Origin of the sequence: Streptomyces sp. NPDC050416, from assembly GCF_044458845.1 — a bacterium.
Classification (GTDB): Bacteria; Actinomycetota; Actinomycetes; order Streptomycetales; family Streptomycetaceae; genus Streptomyces.
Genome location: NZ_JBITII010000002.1, coordinates 126,078 through 150,456, shown reverse-complemented (window position 1 = coordinate 150,456; position 24,379 = coordinate 126,078). Strand labels below are relative to the sequence as shown.

At 69.9% G+C, this 24,379-nt stretch carries 26 protein-coding genes and 1 pseudogene; 18 read left to right on the top strand and 9 right to left on the bottom strand.

What is annotated here, in order from left to right; all coding sequences use genetic code 11:
• Positions 1-7: 7 nt before the first annotated feature.
• From ACIBL4_RS05690 to ACIBL4_RS05680, 3 genes are all read right to left on the bottom strand, one after another.
• Positions 8-1,252, bottom strand: coding sequence for a DNA cytosine methyltransferase (locus ACIBL4_RS05690; RefSeq protein WP_399406841.1), 1,245 nt, complete (start codon positions 1,250-1,252; stop codon positions 8-10).
• 646 nt (positions 1,253-1,898) lie between these two features.
• On the bottom strand, positions 1,899-2,573 hold the full coding sequence (locus ACIBL4_RS05685) for a YdcF family protein (protein WP_399406839.1): 675 nt from the start codon (positions 2,571-2,573) through the stop codon (positions 1,899-1,901).
• Entirely contained in the window at positions 2,570-3,364 is a 795-nt protein-coding gene (locus ACIBL4_RS05680) for a GntR family transcriptional regulator (protein WP_399406837.1), read from the bottom strand. Before ACIBL4_RS05680 ends, ACIBL4_RS05685 begins: the two co-directional genes overlap by 4 nt.
• A 388-nt stretch (positions 3,365-3,752) precedes the next feature.
• Between ACIBL4_RS05680 and ACIBL4_RS05675 the strand changes: the two genes are divergently transcribed.
• The 15 genes and pseudogenes from ACIBL4_RS05675 to ACIBL4_RS05605 all read left to right on the top strand — a co-directional run bounded on the left by ACIBL4_RS05675 (position 3,753) and on the right by ACIBL4_RS05605 (position 15,647).
• Entirely contained in the window at positions 3,753-3,932 is a 180-nt protein-coding gene (locus ACIBL4_RS05675) for a hypothetical protein (RefSeq protein ID WP_399406835.1), read from the top strand.
• Between the two features lie 97 nt (positions 3,933-4,029).
• On the top strand, positions 4,030-4,299 hold the full coding sequence (locus tag ACIBL4_RS05670; protein WP_399406833.1) for a DUF6284 family protein: 270 nt from the start codon (positions 4,030-4,032) through the stop codon (positions 4,297-4,299).
• Positions 4,296-4,742 carry a Pycsar system effector family protein gene (locus ACIBL4_RS05665; RefSeq protein WP_399406831.1) on the top strand — a complete coding sequence of 149 codons (447 nt, stop codon included), beginning with the start codon at positions 4,296-4,298 and terminating at the stop codon, positions 4,740-4,742. Before ACIBL4_RS05670 ends, ACIBL4_RS05665 begins: the two co-directional genes overlap by 4 nt.
• Positions 4,743-4,798: 56 nt before the next feature.
• Complete coding sequence (locus ACIBL4_RS05660) at positions 4,799-5,875, top strand: conjugal transfer protein (protein WP_399408085.1); 1,077 nt, start codon at positions 4,799-4,801, stop codon at positions 5,873-5,875.
• Positions 5,875-6,267 (top strand): RRQRL motif-containing zinc-binding protein, encoded by a 393-nt coding sequence (locus ACIBL4_RS05655; RefSeq protein WP_399406829.1) that lies wholly within the window; start codon positions 5,875-5,877, stop codon positions 6,265-6,267. Before ACIBL4_RS05660 ends, ACIBL4_RS05655 begins: the two co-directional genes overlap by 1 nt.
• A 2-nt stretch (positions 6,268-6,269) precedes the next feature.
• Positions 6,270-6,587: a hypothetical protein gene (locus tag ACIBL4_RS05650; protein ID WP_399406827.1), complete on the top strand. Its 318-nt coding sequence runs from the start codon at positions 6,270-6,272 to the stop codon at positions 6,585-6,587.
• 2 nt (positions 6,588-6,589) lie between these two features.
• On the top strand, positions 6,590-6,760 hold the full coding sequence (locus tag ACIBL4_RS05645; protein WP_399406825.1) for a pRL2-8: 171 nt from the start codon (positions 6,590-6,592) through the stop codon (positions 6,758-6,760).
• 298 nt (positions 6,761-7,058) lie between these two features.
• Positions 7,059-9,233, top strand: coding sequence for an FtsK/SpoIIIE domain-containing protein (locus tag ACIBL4_RS05640; RefSeq protein ID WP_399406823.1), 2,175 nt, complete (start codon positions 7,059-7,061; stop codon positions 9,231-9,233).
• A gap of 156 nt (positions 9,234-9,389) precedes the next feature.
• Positions 9,390-9,854 carry a hypothetical protein gene (locus ACIBL4_RS05635; protein ID WP_399406821.1) on the top strand — a complete coding sequence of 155 codons (465 nt, stop codon included), beginning with the start codon at positions 9,390-9,392 and terminating at the stop codon, positions 9,852-9,854.
• A gap of 17 nt (positions 9,855-9,871) precedes the next feature.
• Positions 9,872-10,159: pseudogene (locus tag ACIBL4_RS05630) on the top strand (hypothetical protein).
• Positions 10,160-10,250: 91 nt separating this feature from the next.
• A complete protein-coding gene (locus tag ACIBL4_RS05625) occupies positions 10,251-11,324 on the top strand; it encodes a DNA cytosine methyltransferase (protein WP_399406819.1) in 1,074 nt (357 codons plus the stop codon).
• Positions 11,321-12,166, top strand: coding sequence for a bifunctional DNA primase/polymerase (locus ACIBL4_RS05620; RefSeq protein ID WP_399406817.1), 846 nt, complete (start codon positions 11,321-11,323; stop codon positions 12,164-12,166). Before ACIBL4_RS05625 ends, ACIBL4_RS05620 begins: the two co-directional genes overlap by 4 nt.
• Before the next feature lie 2 nt (positions 12,167-12,168).
• Positions 12,169-13,644 (top strand): ATP-binding protein, encoded by a 1,476-nt coding sequence (locus ACIBL4_RS05615; RefSeq protein ID WP_399408083.1) that lies wholly within the window; start codon positions 12,169-12,171, stop codon positions 13,642-13,644.
• Between the two features lie 448 nt (positions 13,645-14,092).
• Positions 14,093-14,332, top strand: a complete 240-nt coding sequence (locus ACIBL4_RS05610) for a helix-turn-helix domain-containing protein (RefSeq protein ID WP_399406815.1) — start codon at positions 14,093-14,095, stop codon at positions 14,330-14,332.
• 79 nt (positions 14,333-14,411) lie between these two features.
• Complete coding sequence (locus tag ACIBL4_RS05605) at positions 14,412-15,647, top strand: tyrosine-type recombinase/integrase (protein WP_399406813.1); 1,236 nt, start codon at positions 14,412-14,414, stop codon at positions 15,645-15,647.
• 37 nt (positions 15,648-15,684) lie between these two features.
• Here the strand turns inward: ACIBL4_RS05605 and hisN are convergent, their stop codons facing one another.
• A complete protein-coding gene (gene hisN, locus ACIBL4_RS05600; RefSeq protein WP_399406809.1) occupies positions 15,685-16,485 on the bottom strand; it encodes a histidinol-phosphatase in 801 nt (266 codons plus the stop codon).
• A 450-nt stretch (positions 16,486-16,935) separates the two neighbouring features.
• Here hisN and ACIBL4_RS05595 point away from each other — a divergent pair, with 450 nt between their 5' ends.
• On the top strand, positions 16,936-17,544 hold the full coding sequence (locus tag ACIBL4_RS05595; protein WP_399406807.1) for a TetR/AcrR family transcriptional regulator: 609 nt from the start codon (positions 16,936-16,938) through the stop codon (positions 17,542-17,544).
• Between the two features lie 7 nt (positions 17,545-17,551).
• Here the strand turns inward: ACIBL4_RS05595 and ACIBL4_RS05590 are convergent, their stop codons facing one another.
• The 4 genes from ACIBL4_RS05590 to ACIBL4_RS05575 form a co-directional block, all read right to left on the bottom strand.
• Positions 17,552-17,875, bottom strand: coding sequence for a multidrug efflux SMR transporter (locus ACIBL4_RS05590; protein WP_020275082.1), 324 nt, complete (start codon positions 17,873-17,875; stop codon positions 17,552-17,554).
• Between the two features lie 146 nt (positions 17,876-18,021).
• Complete coding sequence (gene rsgA / locus ACIBL4_RS05585; protein WP_399406805.1) at positions 18,022-19,032, bottom strand: ribosome small subunit-dependent GTPase A; 1,011 nt, start codon at positions 19,030-19,032, stop codon at positions 18,022-18,024.
• A gap of 17 nt (positions 19,033-19,049) precedes the next feature.
• Complete coding sequence (gene aroA / locus ACIBL4_RS05580; protein ID WP_399406803.1) at positions 19,050-20,366, bottom strand: 3-phosphoshikimate 1-carboxyvinyltransferase; 1,317 nt, start codon at positions 20,364-20,366, stop codon at positions 19,050-19,052.
• 134 nt (positions 20,367-20,500) lie between these two features.
• Positions 20,501-21,223, bottom strand: a complete 723-nt coding sequence (locus ACIBL4_RS05575; RefSeq protein WP_399406801.1) for a M50 family metallopeptidase — start codon at positions 21,221-21,223, stop codon at positions 20,501-20,503.
• Positions 21,224-21,474: 251 nt separating this feature from the next.
• Between ACIBL4_RS05575 and ACIBL4_RS05570 the strand changes: the two genes are divergently transcribed.
• The gene (locus ACIBL4_RS05570; RefSeq protein WP_399406799.1) at positions 21,475-22,152 is read left to right on the top strand and encodes a TetR/AcrR family transcriptional regulator; all 678 of its coding nucleotides are present in this window, start codon (positions 21,475-21,477) and stop codon (positions 22,150-22,152) included.
• 382 nt (positions 22,153-22,534) lie between these two features.
• On the opposite strand, the gene ACIBL4_RS05565 is transcribed toward ACIBL4_RS05570, so the two are convergent.
• Positions 22,535-23,164 (bottom strand): TetR/AcrR family transcriptional regulator, encoded by a 630-nt coding sequence (locus ACIBL4_RS05565; protein WP_399406797.1) that lies wholly within the window; start codon positions 23,162-23,164, stop codon positions 22,535-22,537.
• Positions 23,165-23,270: 106 nt separating this feature from the next.
• Here ACIBL4_RS05565 and ACIBL4_RS05560 point away from each other — a divergent pair, with 106 nt between their 5' ends.
• Entirely contained in the window at positions 23,271-24,209 is a 939-nt protein-coding gene (locus ACIBL4_RS05560; RefSeq protein ID WP_399406795.1) for a DMT family transporter, read from the top strand.
• Positions 24,210-24,379: the final 170 nt, after the last annotated feature.

The following is a 24,379-nucleotide window of genomic DNA, read 5'->3' as shown; positions in this document are numbered from 1 at the left end:
CTTCGTGTTAGTCGGCCTTTGGAGCCGTTATCTTTAGTTGCTCGGAATTCGATGTCTTGTCTTGGAGTATGTCTTCAGGATTCAACGTCGTATTCGGCAATATAAACTTATTGGGCTTGGGTTTAGCCCCGCCGAGTATCCAACTGCATACCCAGGCAAGTTGATGACTGATCAAGGGTGGAACCGCATCGCCTACATGACGGTATGCGTTTTGACGGCTAGTTCCATCGAATCGGTAATCCTCGGGAAAACCCTGCAGTAGGGCCAATTCGCGCACTGTGCACAGTCGGTCTTGCTGAGGGTGTGTGTATCGGCCGTTTCCAACGTGACTGCACTCGCGCTTGATTACGGGTGCAGGCATGTCCCACGCCATACGCCCGTAAACATCGCTGAAATGGTTAACACGATTGGCCTGCACAGAACGTCGCATGGCTGGCGTGGCTAGTTCCGCCGTGCGGGGATCTGCGAAGAGGTCTATCCATGAGCCGCCGTCCGATGGGATGGAGCGAATGCGACGCAGCACAGAGTCTGTAACGGCGCTGCTGGCATGAGATGGATCGGCAGGATGCGTCTGGCCTGCGCTAACCTCCGGAAGGTCGTAAATTGCGTGCCGTACTGTGGTGGATTTGGAGTTCACCTTCCATCCGCACCACAGATCATGCAGCGTCCTCATCGGTAGGCCTGCGGCTACGGCGATAATGATCGCGCGCTCTCGTCGCTGTGGCAGCCCCATTTTATCGAGACGGTAGATATCGGCATGCACCGAGTAGCCAAGCCGCTGAAGTTGAGCTATTAGGTTTACGGAATGGGACTTGAATGAGCCCCGAATCAACTCCCTGGCATTCTCCACGATAATGATCTTGGGTTGCAGTGCTGCCGCGAATTCGGCAACGCGGCCGACTAGGCTATTGCGGGGGTCGTCCTCTTGATGGTTCTTCGGTAGTGTGCGAGTGAAGCCGGTGCAAGGGGGGCATGCAATGAGTACAGTGGGATTCCGCAATTTGCCCTCCCGTCTGACTGCCTGCCGCAGTTCAGAGGGATGGATCTCCTGAAGGTCATAGTTCAGGGGGCGGATTCCAATGTTGGACTGGTAGGTGCTGTTGCAATCCAGTGTGCTGCGACTGGGCTTGCTCTTCTGGGCATCTACCGCGGCTGCAACTCGAAACGCTGGATGAGCATGGAAGCCCCAACTCATGCCGCCTGCTCCGCTGAACAAGTCGACGACCGTCCAGCGCTTATCGCGCGCGCTCACTGACCCTGAACTGGGTAGGCTGCATGGACGACCAGCTCTGTGGCCCTTTGGTGACAGTGAGTCAGCGGAGCGTTCATGCGCAGATGGTAGCTCACCTCGTCAAAGCCGCGTAGATGTTAGGCACATGCGAACAGTGCTCCGACCAGGCGAACTTGCTCTCGCGCACCGCTGCCGGGGCTGATGCTTGCGGCCGGCGGTGTCTCAAGCCGGGCTGGACTAGAGGGCACGTGGATCAGGCGGTCTTGTGCTTCCAGGAAGAGGCTACAGACGTACTTGAGGGCAACGTTCCCGCGCTGCAGTAGCGCCCGCGGTCGGTGGAACGACTTTGGCCGGGAGCTGCTTTGGCGCGAGTGATCATGGCCCCGTAAGCTTCCGGCGCGTCGGGCAGTCTGTGGACCTGCCCGCTAAAGCACGACGTTGGGGCCATGATCTTCGAGGCTCGCGCCAAAGTGGCTGGCTAAAGTCGCGGAGCCGACCGCCCCAGCCACAGAGGGTTTCTCCCACGTCATGCCCGCAGCTCGCCAGCGCGCCGCCGGGCGCGGCCAGCCGGGACGAAGGCAGGAGGCAGGCCGCGCCGCAGAGGCGGCGCGCGCCCGCGCCGTGCGCGGGCCTTGATGAGGCAGGGAAAGTGTTTCCCGCCCTGAACTTACGTGCCAGGACGGGAAGCAACGTCGGCTGGCATGAGTCGACTTGTGAAGCCCTCGGCGCACAGCCGCTCAAAGGCGGCTACGACGGTGTCCGGGACCTCCTGCTCGACGGCCAGACCCAACCTCGGGAAGACGAGCACCCGTTGCAGGGCACCCACGATCATGTCGATCACCATGCGATCGTCTCCGATGGAGTCGGCGTACTCCTCCAAGCCCATCGGTGTGGCCGCGCACACCACTTCGACCTCGGGCCAGAGCTTGCGCATCATGGCGTACGAGCGCCGCTCCTCGTACGGCTTGCTTACGAGCAGGACGGACGAGACCTTGACGTCGGCCTCTGCCAGGACCGCTTTCGTGAACTCGATGTTCTCGCCGGTGTTCGTGGCACGCGGTTCCAGGAGTACTGCGGACTCGGGCACCCCTAGCTGCAACGCCCGCTCGCGGTAGTGGACAGCTTCACCGCGCGGCATGCGCGCCCGGGTCGTGGGGCTGGTGGCCCCCGTGAAGACGATGACCGGTGCCATGCCTTGGTGGTACAGCTCCGCTGTCACGTCGGCCACACCGAGGTCGTGGCTGCCCAGCCCCACCGCCACCGAACACGGCCGTGGGTCATGGTGCATGAAGTGGTAGTCCCACAGGAGTCGAGCGTCCGCCCATGCCTGTGCCGAGATCATTCCTGCCCCTTCTTGTCCTGTGCCGAGTCGGGAACCTTGAAGTCGTACTCCCACGCGAAGCGAGAAGCCGCGTGAACGCCCACCGCGAACTCAACCACCGTGCCATCTGCGGTGTACGTGGTCCGGTGCAGCTCGACCACGGGCTCGCCGGCCGGGAGCTGTAGGAGCTGCACTTCGTCCGTTGTCGGGACGCGGGCAAACAGGGCCTCCCTCATGTGGTCGATCTCGTATCCGGCGTCGTAGAGGACCCGGTACCCGCCGCCCCGGCCAGCAGGCCCCGGGGAGGGGTCGACGATGCGTGTCCCCTCGACGTGCTCCGGCCGGTAATAGCTGGTCAGGGTGTGAGTCGGCTGCACCCCTTCCTTCACAAGTCGGGCGCGTGCGTACACCTCGGAGCCGACTGGGACACCCAGCCCCTCTGCAACGAGGTCGTCCGCCTCGACACGGCTCACAGTCTGCGTCTGCTCGTTGCGCTTGTACGTGCGTCCCGACGCGACGCGGTCAGCGATGAACGCGACTTCGTCACCGTCGCGCCACTTCACCTTGTCGTACCGGGCGATACCCAGGCGCTTGAGCGCGGCGCGCGGACGCACAACGGTGCCATGTCCGCGTGTCGACGTCACAAGGCCTTCAGCCTCCAGGGCCTTGTAGGCCTTGTGGACGGTCTCCTTTGAGCCTTCCCCTGCCTCCACTAGCTCTCTGATCTGGGGCAACTGGGCGCCCGGCGGCAACTGACCGCTCTTGATCTGCTCCGCGAACCTGTCCGCCAGGTCGCGCCACTTCGGTGCCACGCAGAACTCCTCTCGACTCAACCAGTGAACCACACAGTCCTAGGACTATTGACAGTCCTAGGACAGCGTGGCACTGTCGTCTCAAGCCACTCGCAGTCCTAGGACAGCGAGCCGGAGGGGCCCTCTTTGGGCTGCTTCCAGGCCGTACCGGTTCGGGATAGCTCGCTTCTAGGGGCGGGCCCCTTGCCGGAAGTTCCTTGACAACTGCATGGGGATCAAGCCGCCTCTCCTCGGCCAAGTAGGCGGCCACGCGGGCCTCCCGCGTGACGTACAGCGCGATTCGACCTCTCCGCAGCTCAAAGGCTGCGGCCGGTTGCCTCCGCTGCTCGTCTCGCACGAGCAGCGCTGAGGGGAGCCGCGAGGGCTTCACCAGCCGAGAGGACTGTTCATGGACCGCCTGAAGGCACAGGCCGCGAAGAACCGTGAGGCGGCGAAGGTGCTGCACCGCCGAGGCAAGGACACCGCCGCGAAGGAGATGGAGGCTCGGGCCGACGAGCTGGAGTCCGGTCGGGTCACCGACCGCACCGACGCCGTCAGCAGCCTCGTCTCCTGGGCCTTTTGCCGCTGACCTCAGACCTGCTTCACCCATATACGGCGCGCGGCTCCCGGGGTGCCACCCGGGAGCCGCTGTCGGGCCGTTCACCTGTGAGAGGACACACGACCCAATGAGCCACATCGTTACTGTTCAGGACGCTGTTACCGCGTTCGCCGACTGGATCGAGCCGACGGACGCGGAGCTGGACGCGATCGAGCAGGAGATGCCCGTCATCCTGGCGGACGTTGACCTGCTGGACGCGCAGATCATCACCCTGGACTGCACCCCGACCGAGCTGGACAACCGGCGCCTTCGCCGGGCCCGCCGCCGGGCGCTGGCCGCGCGTCTCGCCCTGGCCAACCGCACTGCCAGCGCTGCCCTGCCGGGGGGTGCGGCATGAGCGCCACCACACGGAGCCTGACGGCCGCGCACGCTGAGGTGAAGGCGGAGATCACGCGGACCGACACCAAGACCGGTCTGCTGCCGGCGTTCGTCGGCGCGGTGCTGGCCGGTGCCTGGACGGTCGCCCGGGACCTGCCGATGAACCTGCCCGCCTACCTCGTGGGCGGGGCCGGTATCGCGCTGCTGGTCGCGGCCGCCGGTTTGCTGCTGCGCTCCACCCGGCCGAACCTTCGCGGCCGGCACGGCTTCCCGCTGTGGGCCACGCTCGCGGCCGAGGAGATCGCCGACGCCGTCGCGACCGACCTGGCTGCCGACATCGCCGGACTGTCCCGCTTGGCGGTCGCCAAGTTCACGGTCCTGCGCCGCGCGGTCGACCTCACCCTCGCCGGCGGGGCGCTGCTCATCCTCGCCGTGCTGCCGACGCTGGGGGGTGCCCGGTGAACCCCACCAAGCTGACCCGCACGCAGATCGGAGTGCTGACGGCCGCATTCGTGCCGATGCTCGCCACGGGCGTGTTCGGCGGGATCGGCACGTACAGCAACATCGGCCACGCCTACGGCAAGGGCACCGCGTTGGGTGCGCTCGCCGCCGGTGAGGGCGCCACGGCCGTGCTCGCCCTGGTTCTGCTGGGGCTGACCATGCTGGGGCAGTCCTCCCCGCGCATCGTGCGTGTGGGGCTGTGGGCATTGCCGGCCGCCGCCGCCGTCATGGGCGCCATGGCTGCACCCGATCCGGGCCGCACCGTCATCTACGCCCTGACCCCGATGGGCATGTCCGTGTCGGCTGAGGGCATGGCGTTCCTCGCCCGGCGGATCGTCGTCCACACCGACGGCCGCGACGCGGAGAACGAGCGCCGCACCGCCGATCTGGTGCAGGCGCTCGCCTACCACCGTGCTCGTGCCACCCAGCACCCCAGCGACCTGGTCAAGAGGTGGTCGGAGCGCAAGTCGTGGCGGCTGGCCCGCAAGGTTGGCGTCGGCGACACGGCACTCGGGTCGAGGCTGCTCGATGTGCAGCGCGATCGGGTGACCGCCGGTGCGGACGCCGCGCTCGCTTCGATGTTCGGCGGCGCCACCCCCACACCTTCCCTCGATCCCGCACGGCCCGCAAATGTGGAGGAAGCCACCGAGACCGTTATGAAACGGTCTACAGCTGAGCTGCGGGAATCGACTCCGGATCAGGTGGTGACGCTGACCCGGCTGAGTGTGCCGGATCCGGTCGCTGTCGACCTGGGCAAGTCGATTCCTCCCCTCAAGCCGGTGCCCGCGATCCCCGCCCCGATCGAGCCTGCGGCCGCGAAGCCGGTGCGAGCCTTGGCGGCGGAATCGACCCCGACGAGCCGCCGGGCGACCGGTCGACTCCCCGACGTGGCCCGACCGCCCCGACGACCCAAGCGCACCCCGGATGAGTTGCTCGCCGAAGCCCGTAAGGCGACGGCCGATTGGCCGGACGCGAAGGTGACCGCCGAGGGCATCCGCCGCGCCATCCACACCTCGCCCGCCAACGCCCGCATGCTGCGCGACACACTCCTCACCGAACGCGCTGGTGGCGGTGACGCTGAGGCGGCGGCCTGATGTCCGCCGCGTTCGGCAAGTGCTTCGACCCCGCCGGAGCCCGCTATGGCGTTCCGACCTACCCGTGGCGCTACGCCCCGGACGGTTTGGCCACGCGGCAGCAGTTGCGGGCCTGTGGCTTACGGCCCGGGGGGCAGCCGATAGCCGCGCAGGTCATGCGGGCGTCCCGCCGGTCCGGCGCCGCCCGCGTCGCCTACCTCTACCGCCTCGACCTGGCCAAGCCCGTCCGGCCGATGACGTCGCGGAAGTGGGGGGCTCTGGCGCTGGAGATGCTCGTCCGCCGCACCTGCCCCGGCTGCGGGCTCGACGCGGGCTACGTCATCCCCACCTCGCTCGGCATGTGCGTGACCTGCGCCTTCCCCGACCACTCCGAGCCCCTGAGGAGTCCTTGACCATGGGTAAGCCCGACACCCGCCGCCTGGACCGCGAGATCAAGGCGACGACTCGCAAGCTCGAAGCAGTCCAGCAACAAGAGCTGTGGCCGCTGAACGGTTCCGAACGCCGCGCCATCATCGCGGCCCTGGCCGGCGGCTCCTACCGGGTCGTACGCGGCAGGAGCACGGATCGTGCCGAGCGCCGGTTGGAGTCGGCGTGGAACGCGGCTCAGACCCGGCTCATCTCCGAACTGACCGCGTTGCAGTCCGAGCGTCAGCGCATCGTCAACGAGCACGCCGCCGCCAAGAGCGCCAAGAAGTCCTCGGGGTGGTGGTGACCATGACCGGACGGGACACGCCTCCTGGCGAGTGCCCGCAGTGCTGGCAGCACGCCAACGACCGGCGCGCACACCGCAACCTCGGCCTGCGCGAGGACTGCCCGCAGTGCGGGGACCACATGCGCAACGGCTGCCCGTACATCGTGCCCAAGAAGTCGTCGGGGTGGTGGTGAGCGTGCCTCGCACCACAGGCAGGACCGCGCCCGCCCCGAACTCGCACTTTCACTGCCCAGAGTGCGGGCCGCTGGTGTTCGGCGTGACCCGGGCCATCTGCGGCCACGTGATTCCCGCTCCGGTCGTCGGCGACGGTCCGGAACGCAAGTGCCCGGCCTGCAAGGCGGCACTGCGCGCCCACAAGACCAGCCACCGCCGCTAACCCTCCGGCGCCGCCGCCTGCCACGGACCCGGCAACCCCGGCGGCGCCCCCTTCAACTTCCCGCCCCATCCGGGGTAGTCAGGAGCCTTTCCATCATGGGTGACAACGTCGTTCACCTGCACAAGAACACCGACCCGCCCGCCCGCGAGGCGGCCGTGACCACGCTGGCTGTGGTCCCCGACCCGGCGCCGCCCGCACGTGTGCCGCTGTGGGTGCGCTCTGGCAGGGCCATCAAGACCGCCGCCACCCACGAGAACACCAAGACCGTCGTGCGCACAGTGGCCCGCCACGGCCTCTACACGTTCAACGGGGGCCGGATCGTGGCCCGCCGCACCTGGGACGGCCGCACCGGTGCCCGCTACGAACGCATGCTGCGCGCGGCCGAAGCCGCCGGCAACTACGAGGTGGCAGAAGAGTGGGAGGAGCGCTTGCAGCGCTTCCGCGAGGCACGCCACCGCCGCCGCATGGACCTGCTCCACTCACCGATGGACGTGGCCAAAGGCGCCGCTGTCGGCGCCGGCATGAGCATCGGCCTGCTGGTCGCCCTCGGGATCGTGATGGCGCTCAACACCAAGCAGGTCGGGGATGTCATCACCCCGCTCAGCGCCACCATCGAGTTCCTCGGCACCCTCATGCGGATCGTGCAGATCGTCTGGGGACCCGCCATCACCATCGGCCCGTTCCTCGCCCTGCTCGCCCTGTGGGCCGTCGGCCGCAAGCAGCAGGCCGCACCCAACTGGGCACTGCCCGCGAACGTCCGCAGCGGCGAGGGAGAGCCGATCACGCCGTCCATCGTGGTCAAGGCCCTGCGCGACTTGGGCGTGCCCGCGCTTCGTAACGCCATCAAGGAGATGGGGGATGCCGGCGCCTCGATGCTCGGGCCGATCCGGATCGCCGGATGCGGGGTCGAGGTCGACGTCACGCTCCCGTCGGGGGTGTCCACGATCGAGGTGCAGAACCGGCGCCGCAAACTCGCCGAGAACCTCACCCGGCACGAGCACGAAGTGTTCATCACCATCCCCCAGGCCGCGCGCACGGTCCGCCTGTGGATCGCCGACTCCGGGGCGCTGGACGAGCCGATCGGCCCTTCCCCGCTGGTCACCGATGAGTCGTTGAGGGCCGACTACGCCAAGGGCCGCGCCCCGTGGGGCCAGGACCTGCGCGGGGACGCTGCCGCGCTGAGCCTGCACCAGCGCCACCTGCTCATCACGGGCCTGTCCAACCAGGGCAAGACCGCCGCACTGCGGGCGCTCGCCCTGTGGGCGTGCCTGGACCGCCGGGTGGAGTTCCGCATCGCCGACCTGAAGGGCGCCGGTGACTGGGCCATGTTCGACGGCCTGGCCACGGTGCTGATCCAAGGTCCGGCCGATGAGCAGGTCATCGAGGCGACCGAGATGGTTGAGGGCCTGGTCGAGGAGATGAACCGCCGCATCGAGATCCGCCGCCGCGACCCGAACGCCGTGTTCGCCCCGCTGATCGGCATCGTGGACGAAGCGCAGGTGGCGTTCATGTGCCCGGTCAAGGACGAGGACGGACGCCCCTACGGCGGCTCCAAGGCCGTCTCCCGGTACTTCATGGGCGTGCGGAAGGTCCACAACCAGGGCCGTGTGGTCGACGTGCTGATGTGGGAGGGCACCCAGGACCCCACCGACCAGAACCTTCCCAAACTCGTGCGCGAGGGCGCCCACACCCGCGCCTCCCTCGCCCTGGGCACCGAGTCACAGTCCCGCATGGCGCTGGGGGACAAGGCCGTCGACGGCGGCGCCGCCCCGCACCTGCTGCGCCAAGGCCTGGACAAGGGCACCCTCGTCGTTGCCTCCGACGGCATCGAGATCCCCGCCGGGCAGGCCTCGATCACCGTGCGCACGCACTACATCGACGACGAGCAGGCCACCGCCATCACCGACCGGGCCAAGGCCCTGCGCGACGGCGTCACCACCCTGCACACCATCGACCGCGGCGAGGAGCGTGACCCGCTCGCCGACATCGCCGCCGTGCTGGGCAGCGACACCCGCGTGCGCACACAGGAGGTCATCACCCGGCTCGCCGCGCTGGACGCGGACGCCTACGCCGGGTGGTCGTTCATCGACCTCAAGCGCGTCCTGGATGCCGCCGGCGCGGAGCCGTACAAGTCCGACGGTCGCATGGTCGTCGGCCGCGACCGCGTCGCCCGCGCCCTCGCCGACCGCGACACCGAGGGTTCCGCTTCCGCCTCCGAGCGACAGGGAAGCGACCCGGCCCGGGCCAGGGAGGCAGGGAGAACTCCCTGACCGCCTCCCTGGCCCGCCTCTCTGCCCCTGACCTGCACAAATGATCGTTCAGGGAGTCAGGGAGGCACGCAGGTCAGACCCCCGAAAAACCCCTCCACGCGGCACCCCGAAGGGGGTGCCTCAGCCTCCCTGACCCATCACCGGAAGGGATTCCGCATGTACCCCGACGACACCTACGACGTGCCCGTACAGCGGGCCGTGGAAGTCCACCAGCCCACCCCCATCGCGCCCGCCGCCGTGACGTCGGCGCCGCTCGTTCCCGTCCAGCCGGGCCACGTCCCGGCCGTGGCGAGCGTGGTCCTGCCCGACGGCCGCGTCGTCACCGGCTACGCCATCAACCCCGTCCAGCCCGAACCGGTCGCGGACAAGCCGCCCGTCTCCCTGACGGCGGTGAACGTCGCCCTCGGGGGCGTCGGGTTCCTCGCGGTGTGCGGCGGGCTCGTCCTGCTCACCTCGTTCATCGCCGCACTCACCGCGTTCATCACCCAGCTCATCACCCTCGCTGCCGTGATCTTCGGCGGCTGGATCGCTGTGCAGGTGTTCAGCGCGAGCGGCCACCAGGGCGGGACTACGGTCAACATCCGCAAGGCCGTGATCAAGCGGAACAAGTTCTACGGCTGACAAGGAGACAGACACCCGTGATCCGACTCCGCATCAAGGTCACCCATTGCCCCCGCCGGGCCCTGGCCCTGTCCGACACCCCTCGCCCCGACTGCCCCGACTGCCGAGGAGAGGGCGGCATCGCGCACGACTACGGCGACCACACCGGCGAGTAAGCCGGTACCCACTGGGAGCCCTGCCCGTGCTGGACGCAATGGGCCGTGATCCTGTTGCCCCTCCCGCGCCTGCCGCGCTGGCTGCGCCGGCGTCGCCGTGACAGCGACCCGTGGGCGCCCCGCGGCTACAGCGACGAACCGCCCTTCTAGCTACGCCAAGGGCGGCCCCCCTCATCTCGCCAAAGATCACGGGGCCGCCCTTGCCTGCCAGAACCCATCAAGGAACTGGAGATACCCCAGCATGACGCAACCCACCGACATGAGGCGAGTGCCCGGCTCGCCGCCGACGATCGTCGCCCTGTGCGCCGGCTACGGCGGGCTCGAAGAGGCGATCCGCGCCGGCATCGGCGGCCGTGTCGCCGCCTACGCCGAGAACGACTCCTACGCCGCGGCCGTTTTCGCAGCGCGTCACCCCGGGGTGCCGAACCTCGGGGACGTCACCGCCGTCGACTGGCACAAGGTGCGGGACCTGTGGGCCCCGGACGTGGTCGGTGCGGGTTTCCCCTGCCGCAACATCTCCAACGCCGGACGAAGGGACGGGATCAATGGACAGTGGTCGCGGGTCTGGAAAAACGTCGCTCAGGCTGTGGGCGTCCTCCGACCGCGTCTCGTCTTCCTGGAAAATGTGGCGGCGATCCGCTCGCGGGGGCGGGGTCTGGACGTCGTCGCCGCAGACCTGGCCGCGCTCGGGTATGACGCGCGGTGGACATGCGTACGCGCTGGAGACGCCGACGTCGGCGCCCCGCACGAACGCGACCGCTGGTTCGCGGTTGCCTATCCCGCTGATGCCGACCCCGACCACGGCGGACGGTACCGGTGGACCCGGCACCTCCCCCAACCGCAAGGGCGGGTTGAACCTGCGCACTGCGGTCACGCGCCTGCCGGCGCCCCCGCCGGACGCCACCTGAGGCTGCTGCCGACCCCAAAGGCGTCCGACGGACCGCACGGCGGGCCCAACCAGCGCGACACTGCGGGCCGGTACTACCTGCCCGGACAGGCCATCCGTCTGGACGAATGCTGGGTGTCCACCGATGGCACCGACTACGGCCCCGCCATCCGCCGCTGGGAGCACGTCACCGGACGCCCGGCGCCCTGCCCGACCGAGCCGGGACGGCGCGGCAACCGCCGGCTGTCGCCGGCGTTCGCGGAGTGGATGATGGGCCTGCCCGCGGGATGGGTCACCGACGTGCCCGACATCCCCCGCAAGGAACAGCTCCGGATCATCGGCAACGGCGTCATCCCCCGCCAGGCCCACCACGCCTACGGCTGGCTGCTTGGTGCCACCGCCGCTCCGACGCTGGGGGTGGCGGCATGAGCGAGACGCCCTACCCCCTGCACACCGCGCTGAGCCTCGCCGCGTCCGGCGTGCCCGTGCTGCCCCTGCGCCGGGGCAAGGTCCCGTTCGGCAACTGCACGGCGTGCGAGGACAACGCATGCGGCGGCCGGCCGAACATGAAAACGCCGGGCCCTTGTCGGTGCCCCGGCGTCTGCCACGCGTGGGCTGCCGCCACCACCGATCCGGCCGTCATCGTCTCGCCCTCGTGGGCTGCTGTGTGGCGACGGGCGGTGTGCGTCGGGTACCACCCCGGCGGCGCCGGCTTGACCGTGGTCGACCTGGACGACGCGGACGCCATCGCGTGGGCCCGTACCGTCCTGCCCGCGACGCGGACTGTGCCGACGACGCGCGGTGAGCACTGGATCTACCGGGGCGCCATGACCTCCCGCAACAAGGTGCGGCCCGGTGTCGACATCAAGTCGACCATGGCCTACGCGCGCTACCTCGGTCCCGGCACCGGCCGCATGGTCGACCTGCCGGACACCGTGCGCGCCCTCGCCGCCAAGACGCGCTCCCCGGCCCGGCCGCTACCGCACGCTGGCGTGCCCGCCGTGTCCGGCAATGGGGGGTGCCCGCACCGCATGCCCGTCTTCCTGGAACGCGGCATCGCCATGGCCGAGCAACGCATCACGAAGGCCCGCAGCGGGGTCCACGCCACCGTGTACGGCACGTTTCTCGCCGTGCTGTCCACACACGGCCGGTGCGGCTGCCTCACCGACGCCCACATCGCGCGGCTGTTCAACGCCGCCCAGACCAAGGGCGAATCACCCCGGCACTGCAACGACGCGTGGACCAACGCCCGCACCAGGTTGGGACTGTGACCATGTCCGACGACGAGAAGACCCCGGCCCGCGAGGTCATCACCGACTACGCACAGGCGCACTTCCGGTACTTCCGCACCGCTGACGGGACCGTGTACGCGCAGAAGAACGGCCACCCCGTGGCCCGCCCGATCCGCTCACAGGGCACGACCGGCAGCCACCGCCAGGAACTCATGGTCGGCCTCTTCCGCGACGGGCACGGCGTGTTCAACGGCACCGCACTCAAGGAGGCATTGGATTTGATCGAAGCCCTCGCCCTGACCGAGGACGTGCAGCCGGTCCACATCCGCGTCGCTCCGGGATTCGACGGGGCGACGTGGCTGGACTTGGGCCGCACCGACGGGCAGTCGGTCCGTATCCACCCCACCGGATGGGACATCGCCATCCCCGACCCGCGCGAGGTGTGCTGGCGGCGCACACAGCTCACCGGCGAGCTGCCCATGCCCGCCAAGGACACCGACGGCAAGGGAATCGATCTCCTGCTGAGGCTGTGCAACTTCGCCAACGCCGAGACCGAGTGCCTGGCCATCGCTTGGCTCATCGGCTGCCTCGGGCCGTCCGTGCCCGTCCCCGCCCCCTTCCTCACCGGCCCCCAGGGCGCCGGCAAGTCCACCGGCGGCCGGATGCTCGTGCGGATCATCGAGGGCATGAGCGGCGACCTGCGCCGCGCCCCGAAGGACGAGGAGAACCTGATCGCGGCCGTGGCCGCCGGTTGGGTCACGGCCCTGGACAACCTCTCCCACATGACCCCGGACCTGTCCGACGCGATGTGCTGCATCGTCACCGGCGCCGAGAACGTCAAGCGCGCCCTGTACACCGACGGCGACGTGGTCCGCGCCCGCTACCGCCGCCCGATGCTGCTGACCGGCATCGACGTGGGCGTCATCCGGCCCGACCTCGCCGAACGCCTGCTGCCCCTGCGGCTGGAGCGGCCCAAGGTCCGGCGCACCGAGGCAGAGCTGTGGGCGGAGTACGCCGAGGCTCTGCCGGTCGTTCTCGGATCCTTGCTCGACCTCACGGTCAAGGTTCGCGCGGCTGAAGCAGAGACCCCGACCGACCTGCGGATGGCGGACTTCGCGCACCTGTGCGCACAGCTCGACGCAGCGACCGGTCTGGGAGCACTCGCCGCCTACCGGCGGAGCCTGGACGACCTCAACGACGACGTCATCGAGGGTGACCTGCTCGCGCAGACCGTCCTCAAGCACGCTGAAGCCATCGAGCCGGGCGGCGAGCAGCGGATGACCTCCACTGAGTGGCTGCACTGCCTCAGTCGCCTCTACAGCGGCGACGAACTACGTCCAGTGCCCAAAGGGTGGCCGACCACGGGAAAGGTCCTCTCCGACCGGCTCAAGCGCCTTCAGCCGACGCTTGCCGCTCGTGGGGTCCTCATCGACTCGGGCCGCACCAGTGAGGGCCGCTACCTCGAAATGACCCGCCGAGAAGCCCCGCCGCCACACGAGGAGAAGCGGATGTTCTGATCCGCGCCCCGCACGCTCGTCCGGGCAAGCAAGAAGAGCACCAGCGGCCAGGCGTGCTCTTCTTGCTGTTCGGCGGCGGCGGCCGCCCCGCGATGGTCGCGCCGCGCAGCGGCTCCTTCCTCACGCTTGAAGCGGCCCTGCACCACAACAGACACCACCCCCTCTTTTGTCCTAAGAGGAGAGACGCTGCGTCATCTGCGTCATGCAGGCGAGAAAACGGCCCCTGACCTGCGGCTAGAGGGATGACGCAGACGACGGTGCCTGCGTCATCCTGCGTCATCTGCGTCACCGGATGACGCAGCCCATGACGCGCCAGTGACGCACTACCAAACCACTGCGTCATGCGAATCCGCAGGTCAGAAGCCCGAATGACGCTGATGACGCAATGACGCAGAAATCCGCACCTCGGACAGACACGGCCCTGCCCTCCCTCCCGCTTGGAGTCTCTATGGCAAAAGCGATAGATCCCGACCCCCGCGTCACTCTCCGAGGCGGATTGCCTGACCGCTACCTCACCCCCGACGACATCGCCGAGATCTTCGAGGTGCCGAAGGAGACCGTCTACCAGTGGCGCAAGAAGCGGATCGGCCCTCCCGGGTTCCGTATCGGTAAGTACATCCGCTACGACCCCACCGACATCCGCACCTACGTCACTCAGCTCAAGAACACCGACCGAGACGCCGCCTAGCTGCACAGCACGCGAACAGCAGGGAGAGCCGCTGCCCAGCGGCTCTCCCTGCTGCCTGTCGAGAGAGGAATGCCGCCGCATGGCAGGCCACATTCAAGACCGCTGGTACAAGACCGAGACCGGCACCGACGGCAAGACCGTCCGTGTCAAGACCGACCGCCACGGCACGGGCATGCGCTACCGCGCCCGGTACGTCGGTCCCGACGGCACCGAGAAGTCGAAGAGCTTCCCCGACGGCCAAAAGCGCATTGCCGAGAAGTGGCTGTCTGGGATCGAGGCGGACATGTCGCGCGGGCAGTACATCGACCCGCGTGCCGGTCGCCTGACCGTGCGGCAGCATGCCGAACGTTGGTTGGCATCGCTCACGATGGACCCCGGAACGTTCGTGAGCACCGAGCAGCGCATCCGTCTTCACGTCCTGCCGCACCTCGGTAACCGCTCGCTCGATTCGCTGAGGCCGATCCACATTCGGGAGTGGTTGAGGAAGCTCGAAGACGGGGGAGTGGCCGCCGCATACCAGCGGGTCATCTTCGCGAATCTCAACGCCATGTTGGCGGCGGCCGTGGATGACCGCCTGATCCCGCACAACCCGTGCCGTTCGTCCTCGGTGCGGGCGCCCAAGCCGGAACCCCGCCGGATTGTTCCTTGGTCGAGTGAGCGCGTGCTGGCGGTGCGCTCGGCATTGCCTGAGCGGTACCGGGCCATGGTGGACTTGGCCGGCGGGTGCGGCATGCGCCAAGGCGAGGTGCTCGGCCTGGCGGCCGAAGACGTGGACTTCGTCGAGGGCGTGGTTCACGTCGTCCGGCAGGTGAAGCTCATCGCCGGGCGACAGGTGTTCGCACTGCCCAAGGGAGGCAAGACACGCACGGTCCCGTTGCCGGAGAGCGTCGCTCGGGCGCTTGAGGCGCACATCGCGCAGTACCCGCCTGCCCCTGTGACGCTGCCGTGGAGGTCGGTCGACGGCTCACCGGCCACGGCAGCCGTGTTCTTCCGCAACGCCGAGGGACGCGCGGTGATCCGCACCGTCTTCAACGAGAAGGCATGGCGGCCCGCTCTCGACACGGCGGGTGTCCCTCGTGGTCGGGAGAACGGCATGCACGCGCTGAGGCACTTCTACGCGTCCGTGCTGTTGGCCGCGGGGGAGAGCATCAAGGCCCTGTCGGAGTACCTGGGACACCATGATCCTGGCTTCACGCTGCGGACGTACACGCACCTGATGCCGAGCAGCGAGAAGCGGACGCGGGAGGCGGTGAACCGGGCCTTTGAGGGCGGCCCGGACACCGATGACGGCCCCACGACGGCCCAGGCGGCTTGATCCTGGGGTAAACCCGCAGGTCAGACCGCAAACGCCCTCAGTAGCGCTGGTTGAGGTAGCCCAGTAGCTCGTCGTGCAGCAGGCCGTTCGACGCGGCCGCGTTGCCGCTGTGCGGGCCCGGGCGGGAGTCGAGTCCGGTGAAGGTGCCGCCGGCCTCGGTGACGATGATCGCGTTGGCGGCCATGTCCCAGAGCGACAGCTCCGGCTCGGCGCACATGTCGACGGCGCCCTCGGCGACCATCATGTACGGCCAGAAGTCGCCGTACGCGCGCGTGCGCCACACCTCGCGGGTGAGGTCCAGGAAGCCGTCCAGGCGGCCCTGTTCCTCCCAGCCGCTGAGCGAGGAGTACGCGAAGGAGGCGTCGGCGAGCTTTCCGACGCGGGAGACCTGGAGGCGGGACGCCTTCGTGAGGCTGCGGCCCGAGAACGCGCCGTAGCCCTTCGCGGCCCACCAGCGGCGGCCGAGGGCGGGGGCGGAGACGACGCCGACGACGGGCTGGAAGCCGCCCTCTCCGGCTTCCATCAGGGAGATGAGGGTGGCCCAGACGGGGACGCCCCGCACGTAGTTCTTGGTGCCGTCGATGGGGTCGATCACCCAGCGGCGGGGGCCGGTGCCCTCGACGCCGTACTCCTCGCCGAGGATCGCGTCCCGGGGGCGAGCGCGGGCGAGTTGGCCGCGGATGAGTTCTTCGGCGGCCTTGTCCGCTTCGCTCACCGGGGTCATGTCCGGTTTGGTCTCGACCTTGAGGTCGAGGGCCTTGAACCGGTCCGTCGTCGCGGCGTCGGCGGCGTCGGCGAGGACGTGGGCGAGACGCAGGTCGTCGAGGTAGTCGGGCATATAACGAACCTATCTGCCGAGGTGGGGATGGGGCTACAGGGGGTTTGGGGGTGGGGGTGGGGGTGTTGTGGGGGCTCGGCGTCCCTGCGGAGGTGGGTGGGGCGGCAGGCCGGCGGCAGGACTGCCGGCAGCGACTGCCTGCGGCGTGGGTGCAGGGGGCGGAGCGTTGCGCAGCCCGGCGTGGCGGGGTGCCGCCTCGGTGTGACCGCCGCCCTTAGCGGTACGACTGCCCGCAGCGGCGGGCGGTGGCGGGGCGTTGCGCAGCCCGGCGTGGCGGGGTGCCGCCTCGGTGGGGCGGGTGCCGCCCCAGCGGCATGACTGCCCGCGGCTGAGCGGATCGCACCCGCGTACGTCGGCTCAAAGGCGCCCCCGTGTGCGCCCGCGGGCCCTTGACAGTGGTTTCGTGCGCGTCAAATCTGGGCGCAGAGCCGCTCGCCCCAAGGGGAGGCGATGATGCCTGCAGCGCGGGAATCTCTACTGGACGCCGCCTACGCGGCGCTGGCGCGTCGGCCGTGGTCCGCCGTGCGGATGGTGGACGTGGCCGCGGCGGCGGGAGTGTCCCGGCAGACGCTGTACAACGAGTTCGGCAGCAAGGACGGGCTCGCCCGGGCGCTCGTGAGGCGCGAGGCCGACGGGTATCTCGCCGGGGTCGACCGCGCGCTCACCGGGCACAGCGACCCGCGCGAGCGGCTCACCGCCACCGCCGAGTGGACGACGTCGGCGGCCCGGGAGAACGCCCTCGTCCGCGCCATGCTCACCGGCTGCTGGAGCGAACGCCTGCCGTCCCCGGCCCTGTCGGCCGTGCGCTCCACCTCCGCCGTTCCGGCCCAGCGCCGCGCCGACGGCCCGCTGCCCTCGCCCGGCGACTTCGTCGCCCTCGTCCGCGACCGTGCCGTCACCGCGCTGGCGGGACCCGGCACACCCAGGTCCGACACCGCCGACCTGGTCCGCTCCTGTGAACTCGCCGTGCGGCTCGCCCTGTCCTGCGTGGCCGCGCCCCCGGGCGAGGGCGGCGTCGCCGAACTGGTCCGCAGCGCCCTTCAGCGGCAGGCCGGATGACGGGACGTCAGTGCGCCGAGCCCGACAACTGGAGCCCGATCACGCCGATGATGACGAGGCTGATCGACACGATCTTCAGCGTCGACACCAGGTCGCCCAGGAACACCATGCCGTAGATCGCCGTGCCCGCCGCGCCGATGCCGGTCCACACGGCGTAGGCCGGGCCCACGTCGAGTTTCTTCAGCGACAGGGTCAGCAGACCGAAGCTGCCGAGGGCGAAGATGCAGAACGCGACCGTCGGCCAGAGCCGGGTGAAACCGTGCGACAGCTTCAGGCACACGGCGAAGCCGGTCTCCAGCAACCCCGCCACAATGACCAGCAGCCACGCCATGAGTCGTTCCTCCCGAATCCCACGTTCAGCGACCGCTTAGTCAGTTTGAGTATTTCGCCAGATTCTTCAGCTTCTGGTCGGTCTTGCATCCGGCTTGGTGCGATTATGCACTTACCGTCCGCACGCCATGACAAACAACGCGGAGGTCAGTCGCCTTCCTTGCGCTCCCGCGTGGCCAGCAGCCGCCGCAGCGAGTACAGCCGCGCCGGGTCCGCGTGCCCCTCGGCCACCCACGCGTCCAGCGCGCAGTCGGGCTCGTCGTGGCTGCAGGCACGCGGACACCCCTCGGTGCCCGGATCCAGGTCGGGAAAGGCATGGATGACCCGCGACGGGTCCACGTGGTTCAGGCCGAAGGACCGGATGCCCGGCGTGTCGATCACCCAGCCGTCGCTGCCCGCCAGCGGCAGTGCCAGCGCCGAGGTGGTGGTGTGCCGGCCACGGCCCGTCACCGCGTTCACATGCCCGGTCGTACGCCGCTGCTCCTGCGGCACCAGTGCGTTGACCAGGGTCGTCTTGCCGACACCGGAGTGGCCGACGAACGCGGTGATCTTGCCGTCGAGCTGCTCCCGCACGCGGGCGACGGCCGTGCCGTCCTGGAGTTCCTCGCGGCTGGTGACGACGTAGGGGATGTCGAGGTGGCCGTACAGCTCCAGCAGCTTGTCGGGCGGGGCGAGGTCCGACTTGGTCAGGACCAGCAGCGGGTCCAGGCCGCCGGCGTAGGCCGCGACCAGACAGCGGTCGATCAGCCGCGGGCGGGGCTCCGGGTCGGCCAGGGCGGTGACGACGGCCAGCTGGTCGGCGTTGGCGACGACCACGCGCTCGTAGGGGTCGTCGTCGTCCGCCGTGCGGCGGAGCACGGACGTGCGCTCCTCGATGCGGACGATCCTCGCGAGCGAGTCCTTCTTGCCCGAGAGGTCGCCGACGAGCGCCACGCGGTCGCCGACCACCGCCGCCTTGCGGCCCAGCTCGCGGGCCTTCATCGCCATGACCACGCGGTCCTCGACCAGGCAGGTCAGGCGGCCCCGGTCGACGGTGAGGACGAGGCCCTCGGCGGCGTCCTCGTGCTTGGGCCGGATGTTCGTCCGCGGCCGGGTGTTCCGGCGGCCGGGACGGGTGCGGATGTCGTCCTCGTCGGTGTGCTTGCCGTAGCGGCGCATGACCTGATCCCCGCGTCCTACGCCCCGAGCATCCCGGTCCACAGGTCGGGGAAGTCGGGCAGGGTCTTGGCCGTCGTCGCCACGTTCTCGATCTGCACGCCCTCCACCGCCAGGCCGATGATCGCGCCGGCCGTGGCCATGCGGTGGTCGTCGTAGGTGTGGAAGATCCCGCCGTGCAGCCGGCGCGGGCGGATGTGCAGGCCGTCGGCGGTCTCCGTGACGTCACCGCCGAGCTCGTTGATCTCCTTGGTCAGCGCGGCCAGGCGGTCCGTCTCGTGCAGCCGCAGGTGCGCCACGCCGCGCAGTGTCGACGGGGAGTCCGCGAGGGCGGCGACCGCCGCGATGCCCGGCGTCAGCTCGCCGACCTCGCTCAGGTCGACGTCGATGCCGTGCACCGAGCCGGAGCCGGTGAACACGAGCCCGAACTCGGTCAGTTCGCAGGAACCGCCCATCTCGGTGAAGATCTCGCGCAGCCGGTCACCGGGCTGGGTGGTGCGGGCCGGCCAGTCCGGGATGACGACCTTGCCGCCGGTCACCAGCGCCGCCGCCAGGAACGGCTGGGCGTTGGACAGGTCCGGCTCGATGACCAGGTCCCGGCCGAGCAGGGCGCCCGGCGTGACCCGCCAGACGTTCGGCTCGCCGCCCGACTCGGGCGTGTCCACCTGGGCGCCGACCGCGCGCAGCATGTCGACGGTCATGCGGATGTGCGGCATGGAGGGCAGCGTGGCGCCGGTGTGGCGGACCTCGACGCCCTGGTTGAAGCGGGGGCCGGACAGCAGCAGGGCGCTCACGAACTGCGAAGAGGAGGACGCGTCGATCTCCACCGGACCGCCGTCCAGGGCGCCGCTGCCGTGCACGGTCAACGGCAGCGCGCCACGGCCGTCGTCGTCGATCCGGGCACCGAGCAGACGCAGCGCGTCGATGACTCCGTTCAGGGGACGCTCGTAGGAGCGGGGATCGCCGTCGAAACGGACGGGACCGTCGGCGAGCGCGGCGACCGGCGGCAGGAACCGCATCACCGTGCCGGCGTTGCCGACGTCGACCGTGGCCGGGCCGCGCAGGCCCGTGGGGAGCACCCGCCAGGCCTCGCCCGTGCCGTCGGGGCCGACGCCCTCCTCGATCTCGATGCCCATGGCGCGCAGCGCGCCGGCCATCAGCAGGGTGTCGCGGGAACGCAGGGGGCGGCGCAGCCAGCCCGGTTCGGAGGCGAGGGAGGCGAGGACCAGGGCGCGGTTCGTGACCGACTTGGACCCGGGCACGTGGACCGTCGCGTCGACGGCTCCGCTCGCGTGCGGGGCGGGCCAAAGGGCGGTGTCTGCGGTGTTCGGGGCCATGGCTTCACTTTATAAGGAGGCGGTGGCTCGGGTGCGGCGCCGTGGGGGCCGGTCGCGCCATGCGGCGCGGCCTCGCGCTCCCGTGGGGGCCGGTCGCGCCATGCGGCGCGGCCTCGCGCTCCGCGACGCGCGCGTCACATCTCCAGGAGCCACCTGCCGCCGCCGATCAGCGAGCACAGCGACACCGCATGGAAGAGGAACAGCCACAACCCCGCCGGTACGTGCGTCAGCCGCGACAACTGGTCCGCGTCCGAGTCGCCCGCCCCGCCGCGCGACCGCTTGGCCTGGAGCTCGAACGCCGGACGCACCCCGCCGACCAGCAGGAACCACACCACCACGTACGCGAACGCCGCCTGGACTTGTGGGCCGGCCAGCCAGGACACCAGGACGAACAGGCCGCCGGTGACGATCATGGTGAGGGCGCCGTACGCGTTGCGGATCATCACGAGCATGGCCAGCAGCAGGGCCGTGGCCAGCCACAGCAGCAGCGTGATGCGGCCGGCGCCCAGCAGGGCCGCACCGCCGAGGCCCAGCAGGGGAGGGGCGGTGTAGCCGGAGGCCGCGGTGAGGATCATGCCGATGCCGTACGGCTTGCCGCGGCTGACGGTCAGGCCGCTGGTGTCCGAGTGCAGCCGTATGCCGGTGAGGGTGCGGCCGCTGAGCAGGGCCACGAGCCCGTGGCCGCCCTCGTGGGCGATGGTGATGGCGTTGCGGGAGATGCGCCACAGGCCGTGCGGGATCACCACGGCGAGCGCGGCCCCCAGGGTCGCGATCACGACCCACAGGTCGGGGTCGGGCTGGGTGCCGGAGACCTCGTCCCAGAGGGAGGCGAGCGAGGCGGTTGCGGTGCTGTCCATGTGCGGCGGTGGCTCCCTGTGGTCGGCTGGAATCCGGCAGTGTGGCACGTACGTGCGGACGGTATCTGAGACGCGGACGTGGCAGCGATCGTTCCTCTCGGAGAAGGCGCAGGTCACAGAGGTGGAGCGGCCGTCCGCAGGCCGGGTGGCGGGGGCGGCCGCGGCGCCGCCGGCCGGCTCGGTGTCAGGCGATGCCCCACAGTCTCGCCACGCGGCACCCGAGAGTGGGGCGTTCAATAAGGTGAGGATCCATGACACGTTCCTTACCGGGGCCGCCCTGCGCCCCCGAACCAGCCGTTCTCCGTGACCCCACGGCCACCGACGCGCTCCTCGACGGCGCGTGCTCGGCCGAGCGACGGGAGTCGGTACGCGCCGACGCCGTCCGCAACCGGGCCAAACTCCTCCGGGCCGCTTCGGAGCTGGTGGCCGAGGGCGGAGTGGGCGCCCTGACCATGGAGGCGGTCGCCACCCGGGCGCAGGTCGGCAAAGGCACCGTCTTCCGCCGTTTCGGCAACCGCGCCGGCCTGATCATGGCGCTGCTCGAAGAGAGCGAAGAGACCTTCCAGCGGTCGTTCCGCGAAGGCCCGCCGCCGCTCGGTCCCGGCGCGCCCGCCGTCCAGCGGATCGAAGCCCTGGGGCTTGCCGCCTTCGACCACTGGGACAGCCACGGGGAGCTGTACCTGGCCGCGCAGCCGGACCCTCTGCTCTGCCACGGTGCGTCCCCGCAGCAGTTCAAGCGTGAGCAACTCCTCGCGCTGCTCGACGAGGCCGTCCCCGGCGCCGACACGGAAGTACTCGCCGAAACGCTTCTCAGCTATCTCGACGTCGCGCTGTACTCGTACCTGGTGCACCACCGCGGTCTCGCGCCGGAACGGGTCGAAGCCGGCTGGCGGAATCTCGTCGCTCGCCTGGTCGCGCCTGCGGCCTGAGACCGGCAGGTCCCGGACGAGGCCGGTGAAGCGGCGGCCACCGCTGCTTCACCGGCATCCGGGGCCGATGACCAGGAGCCGCTTTTCCCAGTAGCCATGCCGCGGCGCCGACCGTCTTGCCCAGACCGAGCATGCTGACGACCCGGTTCCGTCCGGCCCGGCGGTCCGCCTCGAAGGCGGCGAGGAATCCGTCGAGTGGCGGACGCGGTGCCGAACAGTGAGGTGAGCCAGTTCGGTCTCCGGCTGCCGCACGGTGCCGAAGAGCTCACCCGAGACGATGAAGGTCGGGACCGCACCGGGTTTCGCGTCGGGCACTCCGGCGCATCCCCGCCGTCGGCGTGTGGGGGACTGGTGCCAGGCGTCGCGGAGCGGGCGGGAGTCGTCAGGCAGCCCCTAGGAGGCGCCGGGCCAGCAGGGACAGGGCCTGGGCGATGCGCTCGTGCGGGATGCCCAGGGTGTGCCGCTGGTGGTGGTACAGCTCCGGAGCCAGTGGCCCCAGCGCGATGTCGGCGAGCGCGTCCGGATCCTTGACGCCGCCGGCTTCCAGCAGGGTGCGCACATGGAGGCGCCAGAAGGCGTAGGCGCCGGTGGTGTAGCGAGCCGGGCCGGTTTCCGCGCCGAGGGCGAGCGGCAGATGCCGCTGCAGCAGGTCCAGGACGGCGGAGTAGAAGGCCGCCAGGCGTTCGGCGGGAGGTCTCCCCGGCCCCAGCGGCGGGGGGCCGTAGATCATCTGCCCCTGCAGACGGCGCTCGTGCTCGTCGAGGAGTGCCGTGGCGACGGCGGACGGGTCGGGGAAGCTCCGGTAGAGGGTCGCGCGGCCCACACCTGCGGCTTTGGCGATCTGGTCCATGGTGACGGTGCGCGGGTCGTGCTCGGTGAAGAGTCGTTCGGCGGCGGAGAGGATGCGGGCACGGTTGCGCACCGCGTCGGCGCGCTGCCTGGGCGGCGCGGTGGCCTGGAGATCACCGAGGGGGACGACGGGCGGTGCCGGGATCTCGTCGCCGTTGCTCATGGAGTTCACCTTACTTCGATCCCTTAAGTGGACAGCTTGTCCATTTGAATGCCCTGGCGCTATGTTAAGTGAGACAAGCGTCCACTTGAAGAGCGGGGGAGAGACCATGAACGCCGCGCTGCTCGCCGCAGCCCTCCTGATCGGGTGCCTACTGGCCGTCCAGGCGTCGGTGAACCTGCAACTGAACAAGGCCGTGGGGACGCCCTATGGCGCCTCCACGATCCAACTGGCCGTGGCCACCGGCCTCCTGGTGGTACTGGCGGCGGCGACGGGCATGCTCGGCGCGCTCGGGAAGCTCCCCGACGTCGAGTGGTGGCACCTGCTCGGCGGCTTGGCCAGCCCCCTGTACATCACCAGCGGCATCCTGCTCTTCCCTCGCCTGGGAGCGCTGGCAGCCGTAGGGCTGTTCGTCACCGGGCAGATGTTCGCCTCCCTGGTCCTGGACCTGGGCGGACTGTTCGGTCTGGAGAAGCGCAGCCTGAGCCCCGGAATCGCCCTGGGCGCCCTCGCCGTGCTCGTCGGCATCATCGTGATCATCACGGGGCAGAAGGCGAGCGCTCCCCCCGGTGCCCCGAAGACGTCCGGTGCCGGCCGGACCGGGTGGATCACGCTCGGCCTCGTCGCCGGCGGCGTGCTGCCCGTGCAGGGCGCCGTCAACGCCAAGCTCCGCGACGGGCTCGACGCCCCCCTCACCGTCGCGGCGTTCAGCTTCGCGGTGGCCACGCTCACCATCGCCGTCGTCCTGCTGGTGCTGCGCACCACGGGGAAGACGCCCGAGCCGCAGCTGGCACCGCTGAAGACGATGCCGTGGTGGGGCTGGCTCGGAGGAGCCTGCGCCGCCGGTTACGTCACCGGCACCTTCCTGCTCATTCCCGAGATCGGCGCCGCGGTGACGGTCGCGCTGACCGTGACCGGACAGCAGCTGACCTCCGCCCTGATCGACCACCGCGGCCTGTTCCGGCTCCCCGCCCGGCTGATGACCGCCCCCCGGGTGTCGGGACTCGGCCTGCTGCTCGCCGGCTCGCTGGCCATCCAGCTCGTGTGACCGAGACATGTCCCGCATTCCGGGCCTGCCGCAGTGGCTGCCGGGGGCGGACATCGATCTGGAAGCCGTCCTGGACGCGCACGAAGCGTCGAGCGCCTGAGGCGTCCCCGCCCCTCTCGGCAGGGCCTTGCGGCATGCACCGCCAGGGCCCCGCGATCCCTCGCCCCGCT

Bases quoted from the DNA above. Each gene is read 5' to 3' on its own strand.
- ACIBL4_RS05685 (WP_399406839.1), bottom strand. From the start codon at position 2,573: ATGATCTCGGCACAGGCATGGGCGGACGCTCGACTCCTGTGGGACTAC.
- ACIBL4_RS05675 (WP_399406835.1), top strand. From the start codon at position 3,753: ATGGACCGCCTGAAGGCACAGGCCGCGAAGAACCGTGAGGCGGCGAAG.
- ACIBL4_RS05670 (WP_399406833.1), top strand. From the start codon at position 4,030: ATGAGCCACATCGTTACTGTTCAGGACGCTGTTACCGCGTTCGCCGAC.
- ACIBL4_RS05665 (WP_399406831.1), top strand. From the start codon at position 4,296: ATGAGCGCCACCACACGGAGCCTGACGGCCGCGCACGCTGAGGTGAAG.
- ACIBL4_RS05660 (WP_399408085.1), top strand. From the start codon at position 4,799: ATGCTCGCCACGGGCGTGTTCGGCGGGATCGGCACGTACAGCAACATC.
- ACIBL4_RS05655 (WP_399406829.1), top strand. From the start codon at position 5,875: ATGTCCGCCGCGTTCGGCAAGTGCTTCGACCCCGCCGGAGCCCGCTAT.
- ACIBL4_RS05650 (WP_399406827.1), top strand. From the start codon at position 6,270: ATGGGTAAGCCCGACACCCGCCGCCTGGACCGCGAGATCAAGGCGACG.
- ACIBL4_RS05645 (WP_399406825.1), top strand. From the start codon at position 6,590: ATGACCGGACGGGACACGCCTCCTGGCGAGTGCCCGCAGTGCTGGCAG.
- ACIBL4_RS05640 (WP_399406823.1), top strand. From the start codon at position 7,059: ATGGGTGACAACGTCGTTCACCTGCACAAGAACACCGACCCGCCCGCC.
- ACIBL4_RS05635 (WP_399406821.1), top strand. From the start codon at position 9,390: ATGTACCCCGACGACACCTACGACGTGCCCGTACAGCGGGCCGTGGAA.
- ACIBL4_RS05625 (WP_399406819.1), top strand. From the start codon at position 10,251: ATGACGCAACCCACCGACATGAGGCGAGTGCCCGGCTCGCCGCCGACG.
- ACIBL4_RS05620 (WP_399406817.1), top strand. From the start codon at position 11,321: ATGAGCGAGACGCCCTACCCCCTGCACACCGCGCTGAGCCTCGCCGCG.
- ACIBL4_RS05615 (WP_399408083.1), top strand. From the start codon at position 12,169: ATGTCCGACGACGAGAAGACCCCGGCCCGCGAGGTCATCACCGACTAC.
- ACIBL4_RS05610 (WP_399406815.1), top strand. From the start codon at position 14,093: ATGGCAAAAGCGATAGATCCCGACCCCCGCGTCACTCTCCGAGGCGGA.
- ACIBL4_RS05605 (WP_399406813.1), top strand. From the start codon at position 14,412: ATGGCAGGCCACATTCAAGACCGCTGGTACAAGACCGAGACCGGCACC.
- hisN (WP_399406809.1), bottom strand. From the start codon at position 16,485: ATGCCCGACTACCTCGACGACCTGCGTCTCGCCCACGTCCTCGCCGAC.
- ACIBL4_RS05595 (WP_399406807.1), top strand. From the start codon at position 16,936: ATGATGCCTGCAGCGCGGGAATCTCTACTGGACGCCGCCTACGCGGCG.
- ACIBL4_RS05590 (WP_020275082.1), bottom strand. From the start codon at position 17,875: ATGGCGTGGCTGCTGGTCATTGTGGCGGGGTTGCTGGAGACCGGCTTC.
- rsgA (WP_399406805.1), bottom strand. From the start codon at position 19,032: ATGCGCCGCTACGGCAAGCACACCGACGAGGACGACATCCGCACCCGT.
- aroA (WP_399406803.1), bottom strand. From the start codon at position 20,366: ATGGCCCCGAACACCGCAGACACCGCCCTTTGGCCCGCCCCGCACGCG.
- ACIBL4_RS05575 (WP_399406801.1), bottom strand. From the start codon at position 21,223: ATGGACAGCACCGCAACCGCCTCGCTCGCCTCCCTCTGGGACGAGGTC.
- ACIBL4_RS05570 (WP_399406799.1), top strand. From the start codon at position 21,475: ATGACACGTTCCTTACCGGGGCCGCCCTGCGCCCCCGAACCAGCCGTT.
- ACIBL4_RS05565 (WP_399406797.1), bottom strand. From the start codon at position 23,164: ATGAGCAACGGCGACGAGATCCCGGCACCGCCCGTCGTCCCCCTCGGT.
- ACIBL4_RS05560 (WP_399406795.1), top strand. From the start codon at position 23,271: ATGAACGCCGCGCTGCTCGCCGCAGCCCTCCTGATCGGGTGCCTACTG.